Source organism: Gilvimarinus sp. F26214L, from assembly GCF_054401055.1.
In genome coordinates, this window is record NZ_JBTIYG010000005.1 from 280,458 (window position 1) to 300,427 (window position 19,970).

A 19,970-nucleotide genomic window follows, 5' to 3' on the forward strand; every position below is an offset into this window, starting at 1 on the left:
ATTCCACCACCCAGCCGCCCGCCCCTCTTCTCAAACCGGAACACCGCTGAGCACCTGCCGCGATCCCGTGAATTCACGCCCTGTCAGTGCCATTTATTGACAGACCAGAACCCCTCCCCGCCCTCACAGGCACCGTACTTGCTGACCTCTATGGCGTAGAGGTAGTAAGCATTCACCGCATCCACAAAATGCCTGCGCGCTGCCCGCCACTCCTGCGCACGGCTGAGGGCGGCCACCGCCTCCCAGGAGCGCTCCAGCCGGGCATCCAGATGGAGGCGGAGCGGCCGAAAGTTCTGTTCGAACTTGGTGATCACCACAGGCACCGGGGCGTTTTTCAGGCCGCAGAGAAAGGCGTATTCCGAGCTCCAGCGAAAGGCAGTGCGAGCCAGAGGCGCGTTGCCGCTATGGAGCAGGGTTTCGATGACTTGCCAGAGAGTTTCGGAGGGTGTGTCCATTGATCTTCCTTGTGGAACAAACGAGGCCTTTGAAACCTAAGGATTCCTTAGTATCAGCATGCCTCGGATACTAAGACACTCTTAGTTCATTGGCAAGGCCGAGGTACATTGTTGTGGCGAGCGAGTCCCCCATTGGGAAACGACTAAGAGAGGCAAGGACCCGAGCGGGCCTGTCGCAAAAGGAGTTGGGCATTCGGGCCGGGATTGATGAGTTTTCGGCAAGTCCGCGAATTAACCAGTATGAGACCGGGAAGCATGAGCCGAACTACTACAACGTGGCTCGACTGGCGAAAGTTCTCAATCTTCCGCCAGCATATTTTTATGCGGAGGATCAGCAGTTGGCCGAGCTGATTGAAGATTTTGTGAAGCTATCGAAAGCACATAAGAAGAAGCTACGTCTTTTATTGGAGCAGCTAAGCTGACTAGTTCAAGATCCTACCGAGATCGGCGGTCGCTGCAAAAGTCGGAACCGCTCCCTATTGGCCCCTGTTCAGATTAACCACAACGCTCTGAAAAACGGGGTCGCTGCGTTTCCCCCTGCTCTACGAAGAAGCTTGACTCAAGCCACCATCCCCACAAGTTCCCCCAACCTCCCCATAAACCAATTCCCCCCACACCCCGTCACCAACAACTGCCTTCTCGCGCGCGTCATCCCCACGTAAATCAGCCGCGTTTCCTGAGCCAGGTTGTCCTTGTCGTCCTTCAGCGCACCCAGCCCTGCCAGAATGACGGTGTCGAACTCCAGCCCCTTGCTGCTTTGGCGGGTGAGCAGGACGACTTGGGGTTGTTCGGCGTTGTAGGCCTGCTTTTGTTTGCGGTCCTTCAGCCAGGTGCTGGGGATGTTGGCGGCTTTGAGGGCGCCCTGGATTTGTTCGGCCTGCCAGTGGTAGGCGTAAACCACGGCGATGCTGTTGAGGGGGCGGCCCTGTTGCTGCCATTTGTGGATGCAGCGGGCGATGTAAGCGGCTTCTTCCGTGGGGGATTGGAACTGGCGGAAGACGGGCGGCGGGCCGTTGGCGCCGGCCATTTCCGGGGCGATGAGGGGGACGTGATCGTCGTCTGCGTCCTGAGCCTGCAGGAAGTCACTGGCAAATTCGTAGGCGAAGCTAAGGATCTCGCGGGTGTTGCGATAATTCAGCTTGAGGATGGTGGTACGGCCCCGGGCCTGTATGCCGGCGCTGGACAGGGGGAATTTGAGGTTGCGCTTGCTGTAGATGGATTGGGCATCATCGTAGAGCAGCAACAGGGAGTTGCTGTCCGGGTCGATCATATGCACCACGAGCTTCAACCATTCCTGCTCGAAGTCGTGGCCTTCGTCGATCATGAGGGCGCCGTATTGGGCGCGGGGGATCTGGCCCCGGTCCACGGCGTCGATCACGCTCTCCACCTGGCGCTCCCAGTAGGGTGCGTCGCCCGGGAGCAGGTCCACGTTGTAGGTGTGCAGTTGGCGGGCGCACCAGTCGTGAAAATGGTGGACCTGCACTTTATCGGCGATACCCTTCTCGGCAATGAAACTGCGCAGGCGCGCGGCCAGGGTGATGTTGAAGCACAGCACCAGGATGGGTTTGTGAACGGCATTGGCCAGGTGCAGGCAGCGGTAGCCCAGGATGAGGGTTTTGCCGGAGCCGGCCACGCCGTGGATGACCCGGTGGCCGTCGCCCATGCTTTTGGCGAGTTGTTCCTGCTGGATGTCCATGACCCGGACGATGTCGGGAATGGCGTCCGTCGCAGGCTGGTGTTGAGATTCTTCGGCACCCGCCTGACCGCCGAACAGGTCCCGCCCGGGCTGGTTGATGCGGATTTCCGGGAAGAGTTGCCAGCGAATGCGGTCAATTTGCGGCAGGCTCAGTTGTCCGCCGAAGGAATATTCGAACATGCCCCAGAGGCGGCTTTGAAATTCTTCCGGGTCCGCGGTGGAGGTCATTTCGTCCTTGCAGATCACCCGGTGCGCAGGGAGAAGGCGCTCCTGCTCTTGCTCAGGGACGGCCTGGTTCCATTGCTTGCGGGTGATGTTGGTGAGGACCACGCCGTAACCGTAGGGGAAGCGCAGTTTGCCCTGGTAGCGGCCTTCGTTGTGGATCAGTTGCGGGTCCCGGCGAAGCTGGTTAACGGCCGTGTAGGCATATTGGCGAGCTTGCTCCAGGGGGTTGCTGACGGTCTGGCGACCGCTGCTGGTTTCCAGTTCTACGCGATCGGGGCTGATACTTTTGAGGGTGTCGAGCTTCCAGTCCTTCACTTCCAGGAACAGCAGACCCCGGCCGGGATGAAGGACGATAAAGTCAGGGTAGCGGCGCTGCCTGCCGAGGGGGATGTCGAACCAGACGGTATAGTCATCCTCCAGCAGGCTTTCCAGGCGCTGGCCCAGGCGGCGCTCGCCTGTGGTCATGTTGCGGATGGTGCTGAGGCTGGGGATGATGGTTGCCATGGCCCAATTCCGCGGGATCGCGGGCATTCCTTGTTGTGCTGTGCTGTGTTCCGGCTAACCTGCGGGGGCGCCGCCCGCTGTTCACTTTAGACCGCTGTGCTGGAGTTCACAAGTCGCGCGGCACGAGAGCCAACCTATCGCTTTGGATTGGCGGCTGCGCGCGGCGTTATAGAGCCTGGATTGGAGGAGCCTCGCCATTCTGCGCTGGTACCTCAACTTTCGGGATGTCGACGCCAAGACATCCTTTGTGGTGACTGAAGACTATGCGCAATGTACATGCAGTGGGCACGATTCTGGCAATTTTGGCAATGAGGGGACCGTGGGACCAGGCGAGGCCACCAGCAAAAAAGTAACGACGGCAAAATCGATCACAAAAAAGGTTATTGATTTACTCTCATCCGGATGCACCAGTCACCCAGTGGACTTTTAGATCCCGTGGGGATAGCCTCCATTTCGATTATAAACTCTCTAGCGAGGTAGGCATGACGTCCAGGCAGAAAAAAAAGAAAACGCCGCAAACGGCGCGACGAAGCACAAATAAGCCAAAGCGGCGCTGGACGCTTGGCCACCTGCTGACGGCGTTCTTCCTGGGAGCTATTTTGGGCCTGCTCGTGGGGTACGAATCAGGCAGCGTCGGCTCGCAGAGCGACGGCACGGGAACCGACAGCTACGGTCGATCGCCTGGCGATCCGCACTACATGCACAATCATCCATGACCGTACGGTGGCGCTATTCCGTCGAGGTGACGCGCGCCGAGGAACCGGCCGTCGACGCTCCCCGGCATGGGCTTCGCGGGGGATCGTCGCTGGGCATTTGTGCATTCCTCGTCAGGCCGTTTTCACGCCCACGTACACCGAATCGCCGAACGCGATGTAGTTGAAGCCGTATCCCTGCAGCGCCTCTTTCCCCTGGCGAGACCAGGCGATGCAGCAGCTCCATTTGTGGCCAACAACGTTCAGCCTGCGCAATTTTTCCACATCGGCATCGACTGCATCACTCAAGGATACCCCGGCAAACTGGCCTGCGTGGTGAGCACTTTCAACTTTGAGCTCGACCATATGTACGGTGGAATCGTGGGTAAAAGCCAGGTCAGTCGCGCGGGCGCCGTCCCTCCGTATCTCGCGGCCGCCGCAGCCGAAGTTACGTATGAGAGCGCCGAATATTTCAACTTGTAGCCATACTTCCCATTGCGCTCCGGATTGGATCGCTGCAACGACCTTCTCTTCCATGTCCGTTATCAGATTGCAAAATTCTCCTACGTCCATACAACTCTCCTGTGTTGAGGTGGTGGTTATTCCTTTTAGTCCGTTTCAAGCCGCGCGATCAAACCCGCAAAAATCCGCGAAATCCGCGGGCTGCGTAGTAGGACTGGGCACCGTTGTGGTACACGAATACGTGGCCGTAGCGCCAGTCGCAGAACAAGGCTCCGCCCTGTTCGCGGATGTCCGGCGGAGTTTGTATCCAGCTGGAGGTTTTAGTGTCGAAGGTTCCGACTTGCTGTAGCTGCCGGTACTGCTCTTCGGTCAGGAGCTCGACACCCATCTGCGCTGCCATGTCCACAGCACTGTTTTTGGGTTTGTGTTCCTTCCTGGATTCCAGGGCCTCGCGGTCATAGCACACGCTGCGGCGGCCCTTCGGGCTCTCCTTTACGCAGTCCACAAAAAGGTATTCGCCGCTCTTTTTATCCTTCCCGATCACATCCGGCTCGCCGCCGGTGCTTTCCATTTCGTTGAGGGTGGCAAGTTTCCTGGGCCTGGGTTTGAGCCTGGCCTCGACGTCCGGCCATTCGATGCCTTTGTGGCGATCCTTGTTTTTCTCGAAGCGGGCTTTCAGAGTTGCGAGCAATTCGTCCCGTTGCTTGGCATCCATAGTTACGCTCCTTATTTATGCTTTCGATAACACCGGATTGTTATGCAGCGGCACTGGCTACGGTCCCATAGATCAGATAGACGGTGAGAATCACAATCACCAGAAACCCTGCGGTAAACACCTGGCGCCGGAGCGGCACGTAGTTGGAGCCCACATGAATGAAGGCGTGGACCATACGGGCCAGCACGAACAACCAGGCCAGGACATGTACGATCAGGTTGACGCTGCCGGTGAGCCACGCAACCACCACCAGCACATAGAACAGAACCGGAACCTGAAACTGGTTGCGGATGTTGTTGTTAATCTTGATGACCTCATTGGGCCAGGCATCGTCGTGCAGGGCGATTCTGTCCATTTGCACGGAGCCCTGTTTGACGGCACGGACCTTGGCCTTCACGAGAGCGAAGTAGAGGGACAGAGTGAGGCCGATTTGAATGAGTACGGGCAGGAATACGAGATTGCTATTCACCTTTGGTTATTCTCCTTTTTATTGTTGGCTGCGCCGGCGTTTGTTTGCAGGGGGATGTTACGCCGATTTCTTCTTGCGTTTGTTGCGGACCATGTAGGAGTTACCGGGCCCGCGCTTGATCTCGAACAGATCGATGGCCTTGATGAGGCTGCTGAGGTTCTTGTATCCGTAGTTCCTGGTATCGAACGAGGTCTTGTTGGAAATGTGCGAGCCGACGGCCCCGAGTGTTGCCCAGCCGTCATCGTCTTCCGTGGCTTCGATGGCTTGCCGGAGCAGGTTGATGAGTTTGGTGTCCGACTTGATGTTTTTTGTTTTTTCAGGCGTGGCGTCGGGTTTTGTTTCCCGGTCCAGATAGAGAAATTTGGAGCAGGCATTGACGAAGGGCGACGGTGTCTTGCTCTCACCGAAACCAAGCACGACCTTGCCTTCAGCCAGGGCGCGGGTGACCATGGGGGTAAAGTCGCAGTCTGATGACACGAAGCACATTACATCGATGTCCTTGGTGTACATCACGTCCATGGCGTCAATTACCAGCGCAATGTCAGAGGCGTTCTTCCCCTTGGTGAGGTCGTACTGCTGCACCGGCTGGATGGCGTATTCGTGCAGCAGATCCTCCCATGGTTTCAGGTTGGGGCTTTTCCAGTTCCCGTAAGCTTTGCGAATGGTGACCACGCCGTATTTCGCAACCTCGCTGAGCACATCCTCGAACTTGCTGGCGGGAGCGTTATCCGCGTCGATGAATAGCGCAATCTTCTGTTTCAATTCGCTCATGGGAATGTTCCACCTCGTCCAGGATGGCTACTTGGTTTGGAGGCTATGGTAGCGGATTGTTGTGGTCCGGTGCTACTTGGCTGGCGTGTAATGCTGATCGCGTTACGGCGGCGATATTTGCGGCTTTCGTTCAGGCGGTCGCCAGCGTCGTTTTCCCCGCTTCGAGCTCTGTTGGGTTACGCTTCGCTAACCCAACCTACAATTGCCCCACCTTCGTAGGTTGGGTTAGGCCGCAGGCCGTAACCCAACAACCTCGGGTGGGTTAGGTGTGGTTTGTCAGGCGAGGGATCTTGTCGAACGACTCGGAGGCGGGGCGGGTTTCCCCTGTGGTCCAGCCGTTGCGGTTGCAGATTGGGGGGCGCCGCTGCTTGTCCTCAATCGGCAGGCCGAGTCGGTGGAGGATTTCGCTCAGAGCGACTTCCGCCGCCTCCTTTGCGCCGGAGTCGATTTTAAGGGCGACGCCCAGCCGCCATTCGGGAATGGACGCAATGTATACGCCTTCGGCACCCACTTTAAGGAAGACGCGACCCTTCAGTTCTTCCATGACCTGGCTGCAATAGCGGCCGGTTCCCGCCACGTAGAAGGGCTCGTTCACGGCGGCCTGGTACAGTCGGCGGGCGGCCTCCTGATATTCGGCGGGCAACTGCTCCGGGTCCCCAAAGCGTGCAAAGCCGAGAGCCAACCGATGCAGGGGCATGGCCCAGATGGGCGCGGAACAGCCATCCGGCGACTCCGGCGCATGACTCAGGTCCACATCGCAGCATTGCTCAACACACGTGCGAATCGCCTGCTGCACCGGGTGGTCGGCCTGCACATAGCCTTTGTGGTCCCATTGCTTCTGGAGTGCGAAAGCCAGCATAGCCGCGTGCTTGCCGGAGCAGTTGTTGTGGAGGGCATCCGGGTTTTGTTGCTGCCAGGCGAGATCCACCGTGGCCTGCTCGCCCATGGGCCAGTGGTGGCCGCATTCCAGGTCCGCCACGCCGAGGCCGAGCTTGGAAAGAACAGCGGCGACTCTGGTTGCGTGCTGTGCTTCGCCATTGTGGGACGCACAGGCGAGAGCCAGGTCCACATCATCGAGGCCGAAGGTATCCGCCGCACCGGAGGCGACCATGGGCAGAGCCTGAAAGGCCTTCAGGGAAGAACGGGGGTAGGTCAACTCATCAATGTCGCCAACGGACCATAGAGTCTCGCCGTCGCTGCGCATGACCAGGGCGCGGCCCCGGTGAGTGGATTCCACGGCCCCGCCGCGGATGACTTCTACCAGAATGGGGTTGTTGGAGCTCATAATGTTTACTGCTTTGGAGGTCAAGGAAGGGGCAGCGATCAACTGCCTCAGTGCGGCCGATTCGTGTGTGCGAACAGCGGCTTCCCAAAAGGCGACACTATAGCAAATGACGAGACGAGATCGGATATCCAGATCGACGCTGAGGGCCTCGCCTATGGCATGCAGGTTGTGTTTTAGGCGGCGGTCCGGTGGTGCCTTCGGGGCGTTTTTCCGGTAGGCTTGTGGGCCCTTTGAATAACGCCGGACAGGTTGATGACTGCCCCTGAACCCAAGCTTCTGGATTTTCCCTTTACGGTCGAACTGGCCTCTCGCTTTTCTGATCTGGATACCCAGAAGCACATCAATAATGTGGCGATTGCCAATCTTTACCAGGAATCGCGCCTGCAGTTCCACCGGGAGATTTTCCGGGATCTTCGGCGGGACGGATCGCTGGTCGAGGGGCTCGGCAAAGTGCTGGCGGAGATTCGCATCACCTATCGGCGCGAGAGCCACTACCCCTACCCGGTGAGCATCGGCTGCGGTGTGAGCCGCCTGGGCAACACCTCCTACACCATTGCCTCGGCCATGTTTCAAAAGGATGTTTTTGTGGGCAGCTGTGACGCGGTGCTGGTGTATGTCAAGGACGGCAAACCCTACCCGGTGCCGGACGGCGCGCGGGAGGTTCTCGAACGGTATCAGATGTCAGGCAGTGAATCCCCATGAGCAACAACGGACCTGAACAGGACGAGACTTTCCAGAAGCTGGTTCGAGAAACCGGCAAGATCGAGTGGAAGGCACTGGCTCCCCACTACGAGAGCGGTGGCCTCGTGCTGGTGGATAATCCGCTGGATCTGGTTAAGGTCGCCTACAGTTTTGCAAAGGATGAACGGGACAAAGTCGCCGCCTGGATGGACGAAGGCCGGGTCGCGCGCGTCAGCGAAGAACAGATGCAACAGTGGAACGGAACCGATCCGCTGTTCTGGGCGGTGGTCGTTGCGCCCTGGGTTTTGATTCAGCCCGTCATTACTCGCCAATAACGCCTTCGCAGACTTCCCGCACTACCAATCTCCTTTCCTACCAAGCGCTCCGCCAACGCAAAAAAGGGAGAGCAGGCTCACTGCTCCCCCATGGTGGCCGTTCGGCCTGGCCGAGAGGTTTTTACCAGGCGTTTGCGGCCAAGCTGGACAATCGCTTGTTACGCCAGGGCGAGGCCATTCGCTGTGGCGCTCGCCCTGTGTCGTGCGCTCTTAGAAGTCCGGCGTCCAATCCACAGACATCCAGAACTGTCGTCCCCAGGGGCTGTGCAGCCGGCTCTCGAAGCCACCCAGGATGGGCAGGCGCTGGGGCCGCTCATCGAAGAGGTTGCTGATACCCACACTCAGGGAAATCTGGCTGCTGAAGTAGTCTTCGAACAGGTGAGTGTACTGGGTGTTGACGATGGTCTGCGCTTCGATCAAGCGACTCTCTTGCACGCCGGTCAGCAGGTTATTCACGTTGTCATCGAACAGGACGTGATGTTGATAGTTGGCGGTCAGCGAGGCGCTGTGGTTGCCCATGTACCAGCCGAATCGCAAGGTGCTCTTCAGCTTCGGAACCGGCGGTACGATGCCGGTTCGCGCATTCTGGTTGCCCAGCGCTTCCTGCACACCACCGCTGTGACCTTCGTATTCATACTTGGTGTAGTAGGAGCCGGTGAGTGTGGTTTCCAGCATCCCGTAGTTGTCTGTGTCCAGACGGTGGCGGGCGCGGGCATCGAACAGATCCACCCACACAGAGCTGACGTTCTGCGATTGACGCACGACCTTGATCACGCGCTGGCTGGTCGGGTCCCGTTGCACCCGTTCATAGCCACCGGCGGCCAGCCAGGCGTTAGCCGCTTCGCGAGTGGCGGAGCCGGGCGTGGGGTCGTAGGTGGTTTCCGTGGCGCCGATGGCGCTCAACATGCGCTCGAATTCGATGCCGACCATGTCCGTGTGGTTCATGGTGCGGATGCGGTCGGTATATTCGATGGTCTGATAGTCCAGGCTCAGACTCAGCGCGTCGGACGCTTCCCAGGTAATGCCCAGGTTGGTGATGTCCGAGGTTTCCGGCTGCAGGTCCGGGTTGCCGGAGGCGCAGGTGGCACCGCCGTTGAGCACGCCGCCGGTGAGCGGGTCCTGACCGAAAAAGATTTCGCCACAACCTTCGTTGGGGTCGAAGGGGCGGACATCCGCCGCGGTGGGTGCCAGGAAGCTCTCCCCCCAGGAGGCGCGAATGGCGAGGGACGGCAGAGCCTCCCAGCGCAGGGCGATCTTGGGCGTGGTGGTATCCAGGTCAAAGGTGGTGAAGCGTTCGTGGCGCACCGCGGCCTGGGCGGTCAGGGTGTCCAGGATGGGAATCTCAAACTCCACGAAAGCCGCATGCACCGTGCTGTCATAGGAGGCATTGCGGGGCGGGCTGTCGGTGATGCTGGTGTTGTAATCCTCACCAATCAGGGACAGGGGATCGTGGTAAATACCCTCGTCTGATTTGCGCATCTGGTAACCGGTGGCCATCTGAACCGGGCCGGAGGGCAGGTCGTACACCTCACCGGAGGCAGTCACCTCGAAAATGTCCAGGTCCTTATCGCTGGTCTTTACGTTGTTGATGGCCGGGGCAATCCAGTCCACCAGTTCCTGGCTGTTGTCGGTGACACCTTCCACGTAATACGGCGAACGCGGATCGGCGGAGCCGAAGGGGTTGAACCACTCATCTCCGTTGGGACCGCCCTCCCCGGCCAGGGCCGCGGCAAGACGGGGCATGCTGATCATTTTCAGGTCACGTTCCCGCTCGTACTTCTGTGTCGAGTAATAGGTGTAGGCATTCCAGGTACCGGTGATCTCGTAACGCGCACCGACCTTGAAACGCTGAATGGTATCTTCGATGTTCTGCAGTCGCGCGCCGGACTCGTTATCGAAGTGGGACGGCAGCGTTCCGGAGATTGCGAAGGGTCGCCACAGGTGTGGGCCCACGTCCACGCCGAAGGGGTTGGCCGGATGATCGCCGGGAACCACCAGGGCCGTACGGTTGTTGGCGTTCTGCTGGTAGGTGCCGGTGTTGTGGCTATCCATCTCGCGCTGGCTGTAATTGAACGCGGCGTCCAGTTCCAGGCGATCGTTCACCATCCATGTCAGACTCTGATAGAGGTTGAACTCTTCCTTGCCGTCTGACAAGGGCCATTGGGCGGAATAGGTGAAGTAGCAATTGTTATCGCCCACGGGGATGCCGCTGGGGTTGTTGAGGGCATCGCCCAGATCCGTGCGGCCTTCGTTGAAGGTGCCGCAACTCGGATCGCGCAGGCTATCGCCAACCTGGGTTCCTCCGTGGGGCGCACCGGGATCGATGGTGGCGCCGCTCAGTTCGCGCCAGACGCCCGGGTTACCCGAGTTGGCCCAGCCGTAGTCGGACCGCAGCAGGCGCGGCCGTTCGTAATTCATCAGGGCCGTGCTCTTGCGGTAGTCACCGGCTACGACCCAGTCCACTCCGTTATCGAAGGACTTGCCGAAGATCATGCCCACTGAAGGCTCGTTGAAGTTGTTGCCCTCGTCCTGCTGGTAGTAAACCCGGGTACGAAAGCCTTCGAAGCGTTTGGTGGGGATCAGGTTGACCACCCCGGCCACCGCGTCGGAGCCGTAGAGCGCTGAGCCACCGTCCAGCACCACCTCCATACGGTCGATGGCAATCTCAGGAATGAGGTTGCTGATGGCACTGTCCACGGTGCGCAGCCCGTCCACCAGAGTCAAGGTGCTGTTCTCGCCCAGCCCGCGCAGGTTGAAGGTGGTCCCGAAGCCGGTCTGGTTGCCGCTGTTGCTGGCGTTGACGTTGTTGACCGTGTTGCTGTTCTGGGTATAAGTAAGGTCGCGGATATAGTTGCCCAGGTTGGGGGCGCCGGCTTGCAGGAGGTCCTCCTGGCTGACGGAATCCACCGGATTATTGGCGGCGAACTTGCTGTTGCGAATATAGGAACCGGTCACCACCACTTCTTCAATGGCTTGCGCCTGCTGGGCAAGAACGGCCGGTGAAGCGATCGACGACGCGGCCAGAACGACGCCGCTGAGGTGGATGAGACTCTTGCGCGTATAACGTGGGGACATCTTTATAGCCTCCTGCACAACCTGGTTGTTATGGTTATGTGTTTGCGGTGGAAAGCATGAACCGATAAACACCCCGGCCTCGGGTCGCGTGCAATCAAAAAGCGGACTGGGGGTTCAGGACATTCCGATTATCGGCGGAGGCACCCGGAAAGTCCTGAAAATTTAGGTATAAATTGCATCTACCCGCTGCCAAAAACCTACTATTTTTATGCCCGCGCACAGAATTGGGGCAATCGCCCGCTTTTTTTGTGGGGCGCGTCCGGTTCACGCCCGCGGTTTTTTGGCATAAGATCGAATTGCCCCGCATGCCGGATCACTTTGCGGCCAACACAAGAGAGCGAAGCGACTTATAACAAAAATACGCGGAGATCACGCCGTTCTATGATCATTATTAATGATTGGCAGGTAGAACCGGACCGTTGCATACTCGACAATAAAAAGGACAGCATCAAAATCTCAGCGCGCAGCATGGACGTGCTGGTATACCTGGCGGAACGTCAGGGACAGGTAGTCAGCGCGGACGAATTGATCGAGACGTTCTGGGGCTCGCCCGCCACAACCGACCACGCGGTTCACAAGCTGATGGCCTCCCTGCGGCGCGCGTTGCAGGATTCCGCCCAGGAGCCTCGTTACATCAAAACGCTCCCCAAGCGTGGCTACATGCTGATTGCGGATGTGCGCTTTCCCGACCGCGCTGACGCGAACCAGCCAACCCTCCCCGATGCTCCAGCCAAAACGGCGATCGGCCGTTGGCGCTCTGCAATCCCGCCCGCTCGCTGGGGAGTACTGACCGTCGTGCTGACCCTGGGTTTGATCGCGACCGCGCTCCTCCGTTTCGAACGCGCACCGCAAAGCACCGTCAGCAAACTGGCCATTCTGCCTCCTGCCAACCTCGCCGAACTCGACACCGTTGAACGACACCGTCTTGAAGAACTGCTCAACACCCTGAGCACCCAGGTGGCTGGCCTTCCGGAGGTGGACGTTTTGTCCACAAAACTCCTGGGGACCAGCCCCGATGCAGCAGCCGTGCGCGCACAGGGGGCCCGGCTTGCATTGACCACCGAGGTTCACAGCTCCGAGGACAGCATGCGCTTTTTCGTGAGCCTCGTTCGCCTGGAAGACGGTGTAAACCTCTACGCGGAGGAGTTTGCGCTCGGCGATTCACAGGCTCGATCGGAAAGCCTCGCCGGTGACATTGTGGCCGCGCTCGGAGTCTATCTGGACCAGGATGAGTATGACGAGATGCTCAAATGGGGCGCGCGGCACCCGCGGGCCTATGCACACTTTCGCAAAGCGCGCTTTTACAACGACCAGTACAATCACCGGGACTGGAAGCTCGCAATCGCCCATTACCGCAAGGCCATCGAGCGGGACCCGGCCTTTGTTAACGCCTACCTGGGCGCAGCTAAAACTGCCCACCACATGGCCATCTACAGCCGGGAGGCACGGGTGGAAGAACTGGTGGAGCAGGTGCTGGAACTGAGCCGCCAACTGGCCATTGCTGTACCGGACAGCCCCGCCCTGCAAACCCTGAAAGCGGTGCGCATGCGCATGGAGGGCCACAACCACTTTCAGCAGGAGCGCAGCTACCGGGAGGAGATTCTCAGCGGCAGCGCCACCGGGCAGGTTTACGCATCCTATGCACTGTTCCTGATTGGTGCGCGTCTGTACGACGAAGCGGAACGTTTTCTGGAACTGGCCCGCAGCAATCAGGTAGCGGCAATCACTCTCAACGAGGCCTGGAACTTCCGGACCCAGATTCTACCGCCGCAGGAGTTGGCGGAGGTCAAGAGCGTTCAACTGCTGGACCATCCTTCCCACATCGGCATACTCGGCACTGCAGTCAGCAGTTTTGTCTACCTCGGGGATCTGGAGCGGGCGGAAAGCTACTATCGCCGGCAACGGGAGCTGGACGAGGACGGGGTACGCGCCCACCTCAGCCGCGCGCTGCTCGCCGTAGCGTCGGGTACCATCAATGCAAACTCTTTTCAGGCGGTTCACAAAAACGGCGGTGCGTTCCAGCTGGCGAGCCGGGATTACGGCGAGTTGCTCCACCCCTCCCGGCTTGGCGATCCGGATTTGAATTTCAATAACGGGGTGCTCAGTTTCATGCTCGGCGCGCTGGAAACCGGCGCCACTTATTGGCGGCAGCTGACGCGCATCGACGAGCGCAAGCTGGTGACCCGGTTGCACGCGCTGGAAATATTCTTTCCGAAGCATATCCTTCAGCACCCCGCCTACAGCGCTCTGCTGGAGGAGCTGGATGTGGGCCTGAGCTGGCAGCGGCAATTGATGGAGGGGGTTATGGAGATGTCGCCCGTCACCGGTATTGACCTTCATCCGGCGTCGCGGGCGAGTTACAAAAACGGCGAGATGATGTTGATGAACAATCGCTGGAAGCGCTCCGGGCCGGCGCCGAACCGCTACAGTCCGCCGCCGGAAGGCGCAATCTGATCGCGCGGGAAGTTTCCGGCTGGGCGCTCAGTGCGACCGATTGCCGGGTTCCATCTGCCGGTAAAGCCGCACCGTAAAGGCGAGCAATAGCGCAACGGCGGCGACCATGGCCACCCAGAACACCACGCCCTGCCAGTCGGGCCGTTCCGTTCGCCGCCGGGCTGCCTGCTCCGGACTTAACAGAGGGCTCATGCTGACCGGCAGCCATTCGTGGTCTTCCCCACCCACCACGCGCGTAAAAACTTCCGCTGCGGGATTTCCGGAGCGAAGCTCTGTGAGCGCCACGCGGTAGGGCTCGTTGTCGTTGGCAACAAACCGCAAGCGTTGGCGCGGGTGCTCAAACACCAAAGCGGGCCCCCTGCCTTGCAGTGCCTTGCTCATTTCCACCCGCCAGTAGCGATGCCGATTCTGGTACACATCAACCGGGTCGCTGCTTTCCCACCCCGAGCCCACCCGGGCGTTGAACCAGATCCCCGAGTGGACCAAACGCCAATCGTGACGGCGCTCCGCGCGCGAATAGATGCGGATGAAATCGCCGTAGGCGAAATCGTTCAGAGCCACGCTGACCTGCCGCACCGGCGCCCGCTCCTGCCGCTCGAACTCCCAGGCCACGAGATCCCCCGAGTGGAAACGGGACGCGGAGCTTTGATCCGCCGCCAGCGTTCCGGCAAGTTCCCAGCGCTCCACCGGTTGCTCGTCCACCACGGCGGACTTGTCTACAGCTTTAACCGTGGTTAATTGCGGTGTGCTTCGGTCTCGCGGAAAATCAACGCGGAGGAAGTTGTACCGGCCCGCGCGCAATCCGAGGGGCACCTCGTCACGCAACAAAACCTGGCCGTCCTTTTCCAGCCGGACCAGGGTGTGCTGGGCGATGGGGATCCAGCTCTGGAGGTCACGGCTGCCACTCACTTCCAGATGAAGATATTCGCTGGCGGCCTCCGCCTCCCAGCCCAGCGCCAGGCTGTCGACGTCGACCTCCAGTTCGCTGAGGTCCACCAGATAGAACTCGCGAGGCTGCTCACCGGAACCTTCGTCCCGGGTAACCGAAATACTGCTTTCGTCGACATGGACGCGGGTATTACCGGGACCGCCCCAGGCCAGCTCCGCGCCGGCCGCGACGGTGAAGAATGGCACGGCGTGGCGATCACTGCTTTCGCGCACCCGGGCCTGGGGAACGACCAAACGGAACGGCAGTTCCCCGCCGTCACGGTCGAGCAGAACCATGTCCCGGAATTCTTCGTCTTCCGTGTAGCGCCAGATATCTTTCGGAAGGTCGGCCTGCAGCCAGGTGCCAGGGCTTTCACTGATTTCATAGACCGGCAACGGCTCTGCATTGGCAGTTCCACCGGCCATTGCGCAGGCAACTGCCATCACGGTACGCAACGTCTGCGATCGCCCGCCGTTCATCATCTTCATCGCGCACCCTCCTCTGCCAGTTCCGTTGCCGAAAGCTCCCGCTTGGCTGGCATGGGCGACAGGTAGCCGATCAGCAACATGAGCGCACCAGCCCCCATGAAGGAGACCACCCGCGCCAGTGTGCCGGTGCCGGTAAGGTCCCGGGTAAAAAGTTTGAGCAAAACCAGGCCGAGCAATACCGCCCCGGCGATCCACAGGGCGCGTTGCTGCCGGTGTTGGGCGAGCTTCGTCAGCAGCAGGGCACAAAAGGTCCAGAGAATGGAGAGCCCCATTTGTGCCAGGGGGGAGTCCCACAGAGCGCCGGGACTGTAGCTCACCCCCGCGTAGTGGTGAACGGCTCGCAACAGCACCACATTGACCCAGAGAAAGGCCGCCAGTGCCGGCAAGCCGATGCGCAGTTCGGGCCCGGCTGTACCGAGCCCGGCCAGACCGTTGCGGATGCTGAAGGCGAGCACCAGCACTACGGCAAGCTGTGCCAGATCCAGGGGATTGAGTAAGGGCAGGTGCATACGTTCGGTTCCGCCGCCATGACTGGAGGCCGCGATGAACAAAACGGCGGACAAGCCCAGCAGTGGTAATGGAATCAGATCCCGGTAAGCGAGCCGGTTCTGCACAAAAGGCCAGTGAGGCTTTTTGTTGAGGATCATGAACAACGTGAGTGGCAGCGCAAAGCAGATGAGCCCCAGCACTTGCGAGGCAGTGGTGGAAAGATTCAGCTCCTGTTGCCACCAGAGCGCCTCCCACCACAGGTGTACCAGAATCAGCATGGCGCTGAGGAAATGCCAGACGTTGTGCAACAGCGCGCGCGGGCTGTTCCGCCGCAGCCAGAGGAAGGAGTAGTTCAGGGCTGCGAAAATACCAACGGCCAGGGCACCGAGGGGATCAAGCGGATGCATGTCGTAAGCGAAGAGCCACCATAGAAGGTTCGGAAGCACCCAACACGCCACTACCGGGACAATAGCGTAACCACTGCGAACCAGCAGCGGCCACATCAGCCGCAGGCCCAATCGCGCGAAACCGAACAACGAGGCCGCAGCGAAAATCATTGTCGCGGCGTAGTGGCGCTCATCGCCCAGGTGCTGGACCAGCTCCACGCACCCGGCGTACAGCCACCAGAATATTCCCACCACAATCGCCGGGCCTTCGACCTTCTCGAGGCGAGGCAAACCAGTGCGAGCAGCGTGCAGAGTCCACGCCATCCCCAGTGCCGCCACGGCCAGAATGACTGTACCGATAAAGCTGGCGGAGATGATTGGAATGTTCCCCGGTCCGAAACCGTCGCTGGCAAAAAAGGCCACCACCGCCGCCACATACAGCAGGTAACCGGCCGCGCGAGGCAGAAGGCGGGCCTGGCGCGCCCCGACCCACACCAGGCCCGCCGCTTCCAGCGCCCAAGTGGCTGAGGTCCAGGCCGCATCCAGCGCAAGGGGAATGGCCAGAGTGGCGAAGCCGGCGCCCAGGGCCAGGAAGGATTCGGTCATCAGGCGATGGGACTCGCAGTGTCGCGCCCACAGCCAGCGGGCCAGGCCCATGTAGGTGGTCGCCAGCACAATTGCGCTGATAGCAAGCCCGTACTCAGTGTGCTGCAACAAGGCCGCCTGCAAACCAAAGCCTGCGATGGGCAAGCCGAAGACCAGGCTGCCGTCCACGAGCCCGGTCAGTTTTGGGGGCTGCCGGAGGGAAAAAAGAACCGCTACCGTCAGGTAAAGAGCAAAGAACGCGAGCAAAAAGGGCTGTGTCGAATAGTAGAGGTGGGGTTCGTAACTGAGTACGCCCCAAATAGAGCTGATTACAAACGTAAACACGAACCCGACCCAGTTCAGCATGCGCCAGGCTTTGAACCAGGCGATGGTGAGCACCCCCACGTTGAGCAGCAGATAGAACGTGAATAGAGCCACGTGATTCCCCGAGCCATCCGAAGTCAGAATGGGAGCCAGGAAACCACCAGCGGTTGCCGTGAGCGCAAGGACCTGGGCGTTCTGCAAAATCGCCAGAGCCGCGCCCACCAGCACGATGATGAACATCAACGCGAACGCGAGCGTACTGGACAACAGGGGAAATACCTTAGTGGCCGCAAAAACGGTCAGGTAGAGAGCGGCGATTCCGCCGCCCTGAAGCACCAGACCGTAACCGTTTTGACGATTGCGGGTTCGCCAGCCAATCACCACCAACGCCATGGATACAGCCGCGACCAGGGACAGACGCAACTCCAATGGAAAAACCACCCGCCTCGATGCGTACTTCACCAAAAAGCTCAGCCCGAAGAACAGCACCACAATCCCTGCGCGAACAATGGGATTGCCTTCCGTGAAAAAGCGCCCGATCTGGCGGATGATCCGGTCGAAGAGAGTGGGCGATCCCAGGGCGTCGCCATTGCCGGTCGATTTCGATTCAGCGGTGGACGCGGAGGCGACCCGCGCTGCGGTGGCGACTGCAGCCGGGGGTCGCGGGGCGGGCGCTTCACGGACGGGGCGGGGTGTAACGGGTGCCTGGCCGGAATCAGCGGGACGAGCCGGTTGCCCCGTGGGCTCCGTTTCGGCCATGGGTCGGCGCGCCAGTTCCCGCTCAAGAGTTTTGAGCCTTTCCGCCATCCCAATGAGCTGACCGGACAATAGTCCCAGCAACGCGCCCGGCAGCCACCCGGCGCCCTCCCATATCGCTTGCCCCAGCACCAGTCCAATGAGGACCAGAATCACCGTAAGTGCCATCGGTACACTTCCTTTTTTGTCGATTCTTATGCGTTTTTGCAACCGCTGTTGCGGCACTTGTTAAGACCTGACAACCGGTCAGGCGAGCTTCGCGCCGTCCGGGACCTTGTCATCCGGAACAGCCAGAACCACCGCGCCGTCTTTCCGATGGAAACCGGTGACCAGGCACTCGGACATAAACGGGCCGATCTGTTTCGGGGGGAAGTTCACCACCGCAACCACCTGCTTGCCGATCAGGGTTTCGGTGCTGTAAAGGTCCGTGATCTGGGCACTGGATTTTCGGATGCCGATCTCCGGCCCGAAATCGATGCGCAGTTTGAACGCGGGCCGACGCGCCTCGGGAAAGTTTTCCACATGGGTGATCGTGCCCACGCGCAGTTCCACCTTCTGGAAGTCGCTCCAATCGATTTCGTTCACTGAGTGCCTGCCTCCGGATCTATGATCGGGATTCCCGTACCAGCACCAGGCGATTATTTTCCCGTGCCACGCGCTGGGGGATATCCTGCTGGATCAGATCCTGGCCACCCACCCGCTGCAGCAGAGCATTCGCCTGCTCGAGGGCGCTGCCTTCCAGCGCCTGGTACTGATCGCGGGCTCGCTGCCACATCCAGAGGTTGAAGGTTACGATGTTGCGCTGGCCACGTCGCCCGCCAATGGCAAAGGCATGACGACCGATAGTACGTGGTACGGAAACATCGTCATTTTCGCTCGCCCATTCGGCGACCGCGCGTATGGTGTTGGAAAGTACCGGCCCCTGCTCCGCAAACATGCGCAGCAACATGGGCTCGAGGGTCTCGGGAATGGCATCGTTGTCCAGAAACTCTCCGGCGCGAACGGCAGGGTCGCGCATGCGCTCCACCCATTCCACGACGGCGGGGGCTTTTTCCTTCATGATGCGACCGGAGTACGGATCGCGATACAGGTGCGCGTACAGAGGGCCGTAAAGACCGAAGTCGCCGATGGAGGGGCGCGATCCGAGCAGGAACGGCGTAACACGCAGGTGGGCGTTGAAGTCCGCCAGGAAACTCAGATAACTGTCTTCGATGCCGGGAATGGTGTCATCACTGACTCCGAGGTAGGGAAGGGCTCCGGCAAAGGGCCCCGAAAGTTTCTCGCCAATCTCCACCTGTTCTTCGGGGCTGGCGTCCGGGGCGGAAAGGCGGCCAAACTCCGCAATGGCGAACCGGCGATTCTCCTCGAAGCTCCAGCGGTAATGCATGGCGGGAATTACCAGCCATTCATCGCCGTACGCTTCGAACAGCAGGGCCACGAAACGCTGCAGCGGAGACTGCGGGTAAACCGAGGCCTCCGGGTAGCGCTCTTCCATGAAGTCGATGATCACGCTGCTGTCCTGAACCGCCACATCATCGTCACTGATCAGAACCGGAATCATGCGCACACCGGTGCGCGGCACGATCACATCCTTGTAGATGTCCCGTGAAGCAGCCACTTCCTCAAAGGGAATGCCCTTGTAACGGAGGTATGCGCGAACTTTGCCGGTATAGTAGGAAACTTCGGCGCCCAGCAGTTGGTGTGTGCTCATGGAGTGATCATCCCTTATCCCAAAAAACCTCTACTCTACTGACCCGCCTCACCCGGGTCCAGCCGCGCGGTTTCGCCCCGGGCCGCACCGCTGTTGGGTTACGCTTCGCTAACCCAACCTACGATCCACTCCACTTCCGTAGGTTGGACCCAACAGATTGCTCCGAGCGTCGCAACCGGCTCCCGATGTTGGGTTACGCTTCGCTAACCCAACCTACGAACCACTCCACTTCCGTAGGTTGGGTTAGGCCGCAGGCCGTAACCCAACAGATTGCCCCGAGCGCCCCACGCACCTCAACCGGCTCCCGATGTTGGGTTACGCTTCGCTAACCCAACCTACGATCCACTCCACTTCCGTAGGTTGGGTTAGGCCGCAGGCCGTAACCCAACAGAATGCCCCGAGCGCCCCACGCACCGCAACTGGCTCCCGATGTTGGGTTACGCTTCGCTAACCCAACCTACGAACCAATCCACCTCCGAAGGTT

The 19,970-nt window shown here is 59.9% G+C and carries 17 protein-coding genes; 5 read left to right on the top strand and 12 right to left on the bottom strand.

Features of this window, described 5'->3' with window-relative positions:
* Positions 1-83: 83 nt before the first annotated feature.
* On the bottom strand, positions 84-455 hold the full coding sequence (locus ACURWW_RS07995; protein WP_445616279.1) for a hypothetical protein: 372 nt from the start codon (positions 453-455) through the stop codon (positions 84-86).
* 113 nt (positions 456-568) lie between these two features.
* Between ACURWW_RS07995 and ACURWW_RS08000 the strand changes: the two genes are divergently transcribed.
* Positions 569-877, top strand: a complete 309-nt coding sequence (locus tag ACURWW_RS08000) for a helix-turn-helix domain-containing protein (protein WP_445616280.1) — start codon at positions 569-571, stop codon at positions 875-877.
* Between the two features lie 137 nt (positions 878-1,014).
* On the opposite strand, the gene ACURWW_RS08005 is transcribed toward ACURWW_RS08000, so the two are convergent.
* Positions 1,015-2,880, bottom strand: a complete 1,866-nt coding sequence (locus ACURWW_RS08005; protein ID WP_445616281.1) for a 3'-5' exonuclease — start codon at positions 2,878-2,880, stop codon at positions 1,015-1,017.
* 482 nt (positions 2,881-3,362) lie between these two features.
* On the opposite strand from ACURWW_RS08005, the gene ACURWW_RS08010 reads away from it, so the two are divergent.
* On the top strand, positions 3,363-3,596 hold the full coding sequence (locus ACURWW_RS08010) for a hypothetical protein (protein ID WP_445616282.1): 234 nt from the start codon (positions 3,363-3,365) through the stop codon (positions 3,594-3,596).
* A 111-nt stretch (positions 3,597-3,707) separates the two neighbouring features.
* On the opposite strand, the gene ACURWW_RS08015 is transcribed toward ACURWW_RS08010, so the two are convergent.
* The 5 genes from ACURWW_RS08015 to ACURWW_RS08035 all read right to left on the bottom strand — a co-directional run bounded on the left by ACURWW_RS08015 (position 3,708) and on the right by ACURWW_RS08035 (position 7,274).
* Positions 3,708-4,145 carry a hypothetical protein gene (locus ACURWW_RS08015; protein WP_445616283.1) on the bottom strand — a complete coding sequence of 146 codons (438 nt, stop codon included), beginning with the start codon at positions 4,143-4,145 and terminating at the stop codon, positions 3,708-3,710.
* A 58-nt stretch (positions 4,146-4,203) separates the two neighbouring features.
* Complete coding sequence (locus ACURWW_RS08020; RefSeq protein ID WP_445616284.1) at positions 4,204-4,749, bottom strand: DUF4256 domain-containing protein; 546 nt, start codon at positions 4,747-4,749, stop codon at positions 4,204-4,206.
* Positions 4,750-4,789: 40 nt separating this feature from the next.
* Positions 4,790-5,218, bottom strand: a complete 429-nt coding sequence (locus ACURWW_RS08025) for an MAPEG family protein (protein WP_445616285.1) — start codon at positions 5,216-5,218, stop codon at positions 4,790-4,792.
* Positions 5,219-5,275: 57 nt separating this feature from the next.
* On the bottom strand, positions 5,276-5,989 hold the full coding sequence (locus ACURWW_RS08030; RefSeq protein ID WP_445616286.1) for an NYN domain-containing protein: 714 nt from the start codon (positions 5,987-5,989) through the stop codon (positions 5,276-5,278).
* 262 nt (positions 5,990-6,251) lie between these two features.
* Positions 6,252-7,274, bottom strand: coding sequence for an asparaginase (locus ACURWW_RS08035; RefSeq protein WP_445616287.1), 1,023 nt, complete (start codon positions 7,272-7,274; stop codon positions 6,252-6,254).
* A 252-nt stretch (positions 7,275-7,526) separates the two neighbouring features.
* Here ACURWW_RS08035 and ACURWW_RS08040 point away from each other — a divergent pair, with 252 nt between their 5' ends.
* Together ACURWW_RS08040 and ACURWW_RS08045 are read left to right on the top strand one after the other, a co-directional pair.
* Positions 7,527-7,976: an acyl-CoA thioesterase gene (locus ACURWW_RS08040; protein WP_445616288.1), complete on the top strand. Its 450-nt coding sequence runs from the start codon at positions 7,527-7,529 to the stop codon at positions 7,974-7,976.
* On the top strand, positions 7,973-8,290 hold the full coding sequence (locus ACURWW_RS08045; RefSeq protein WP_445616289.1) for a DUF2288 domain-containing protein: 318 nt from the start codon (positions 7,973-7,975) through the stop codon (positions 8,288-8,290). Before ACURWW_RS08040 ends, ACURWW_RS08045 begins: the two co-directional genes overlap by 4 nt.
* Before the next feature lie 210 nt (positions 8,291-8,500).
* Here ACURWW_RS08045 and ACURWW_RS08050 read toward each other — a convergent pair whose 3' ends face one another.
* The gene (locus ACURWW_RS08050; protein WP_445616290.1) at positions 8,501-11,365 is read right to left on the bottom strand and encodes a TonB-dependent receptor domain-containing protein; all 2,865 of its coding nucleotides are present in this window, start codon (positions 11,363-11,365) and stop codon (positions 8,501-8,503) included.
* A 381-nt stretch (positions 11,366-11,746) separates the two neighbouring features.
* Between ACURWW_RS08050 and ACURWW_RS08055 the strand changes: the two genes are divergently transcribed.
* Positions 11,747-13,819, top strand: a complete 2,073-nt coding sequence (locus tag ACURWW_RS08055; RefSeq protein ID WP_445616291.1) for a winged helix-turn-helix domain-containing protein — start codon at positions 11,747-11,749, stop codon at positions 13,817-13,819.
* Between the two features lie 27 nt (positions 13,820-13,846).
* Here ACURWW_RS08055 and ACURWW_RS08060 read toward each other — a convergent pair whose 3' ends face one another.
* The 4 genes from ACURWW_RS08060 to ACURWW_RS08075 all read right to left on the bottom strand — a co-directional run bounded on the left by ACURWW_RS08060 (position 13,847) and on the right by ACURWW_RS08075 (position 19,486).
* A complete protein-coding gene (locus ACURWW_RS08060) occupies positions 13,847-15,235 on the bottom strand; it encodes a DUF3999 family protein (protein WP_445616292.1) in 1,389 nt (462 codons plus the stop codon).
* Positions 15,232-17,943, bottom strand: coding sequence for a DUF2339 domain-containing protein (locus ACURWW_RS08065; protein ID WP_445616293.1), 2,712 nt, complete (start codon positions 17,941-17,943; stop codon positions 15,232-15,234). Before ACURWW_RS08065 ends, ACURWW_RS08060 begins: the two co-directional genes overlap by 4 nt.
* Positions 17,944-18,021: 78 nt before the next feature.
* Positions 18,022-18,360, bottom strand: a complete 339-nt coding sequence (locus tag ACURWW_RS08070; protein WP_445616294.1) for a tRNA-binding protein — start codon at positions 18,358-18,360, stop codon at positions 18,022-18,024.
* Positions 18,361-18,379: 19 nt separating this feature from the next.
* Positions 18,380-19,486, bottom strand: a complete 1,107-nt coding sequence (locus tag ACURWW_RS08075) for a glutathione S-transferase family protein (RefSeq protein WP_445616295.1) — start codon at positions 19,484-19,486, stop codon at positions 18,380-18,382.
* Positions 19,487-19,970 lie beyond the last annotated feature (484 nt).

What these genes read in the sequence shown, in the direction of transcription:
- ACURWW_RS07995 (WP_445616279.1), bottom strand. Translation starts at nt 455, where the DNA reads ATGGACACACCCTCCGAAACTCTCTGGCAAGTCATCGAAACCCTGCTC.
- ACURWW_RS08005 (WP_445616281.1), bottom strand. Translation starts at nt 2,880, where the DNA reads ATGGCAACCATCATCCCCAGCCTCAGCACCATCCGCAACATGACCACA.
- ACURWW_RS08010 (WP_445616282.1), top strand. Translation starts at nt 3,363, where the DNA reads ATGACGTCCAGGCAGAAAAAAAAGAAAACGCCGCAAACGGCGCGACGA.
- ACURWW_RS08015 (WP_445616283.1), bottom strand. Translation starts at nt 4,145, where the DNA reads ATGGACGTAGGAGAATTTTGCAATCTGATAACGGACATGGAAGAGAAG.
- ACURWW_RS08020 (WP_445616284.1), bottom strand. Translation starts at nt 4,749, where the DNA reads ATGGATGCCAAGCAACGGGACGAATTGCTCGCAACTCTGAAAGCCCGC.
- ACURWW_RS08030 (WP_445616286.1), bottom strand. Translation starts at nt 5,989, where the DNA reads ATGAGCGAATTGAAACAGAAGATTGCGCTATTCATCGACGCGGATAAC.
- ACURWW_RS08035 (WP_445616287.1), bottom strand. Translation starts at nt 7,274, where the DNA reads ATGAGCTCCAACAACCCCATTCTGGTAGAAGTCATCCGCGGCGGGGCC.
- ACURWW_RS08040 (WP_445616288.1), top strand. Translation starts at nt 7,527, where the DNA reads ATGACTGCCCCTGAACCCAAGCTTCTGGATTTTCCCTTTACGGTCGAA.
- ACURWW_RS08045 (WP_445616289.1), top strand. Translation starts at nt 7,973, where the DNA reads ATGAGCAACAACGGACCTGAACAGGACGAGACTTTCCAGAAGCTGGTT.
- ACURWW_RS08050 (WP_445616290.1), bottom strand. Translation starts at nt 11,365, where the DNA reads ATGTCCCCACGTTATACGCGCAAGAGTCTCATCCACCTCAGCGGCGTC.
- ACURWW_RS08055 (WP_445616291.1), top strand. Translation starts at nt 11,747, where the DNA reads ATGATCATTATTAATGATTGGCAGGTAGAACCGGACCGTTGCATACTC.
- ACURWW_RS08060 (WP_445616292.1), bottom strand. Translation starts at nt 15,235, where the DNA reads ATGAAGATGATGAACGGCGGGCGATCGCAGACGTTGCGTACCGTGATG.
- ACURWW_RS08065 (WP_445616293.1), bottom strand. Translation starts at nt 17,943, where the DNA reads ATGGCACTTACGGTGATTCTGGTCCTCATTGGACTGGTGCTGGGGCAA.
- ACURWW_RS08075 (WP_445616295.1), bottom strand. Translation starts at nt 19,486, where the DNA reads ATGAGCACACACCAACTGCTGGGCGCCGAAGTTTCCTACTATACCGGC.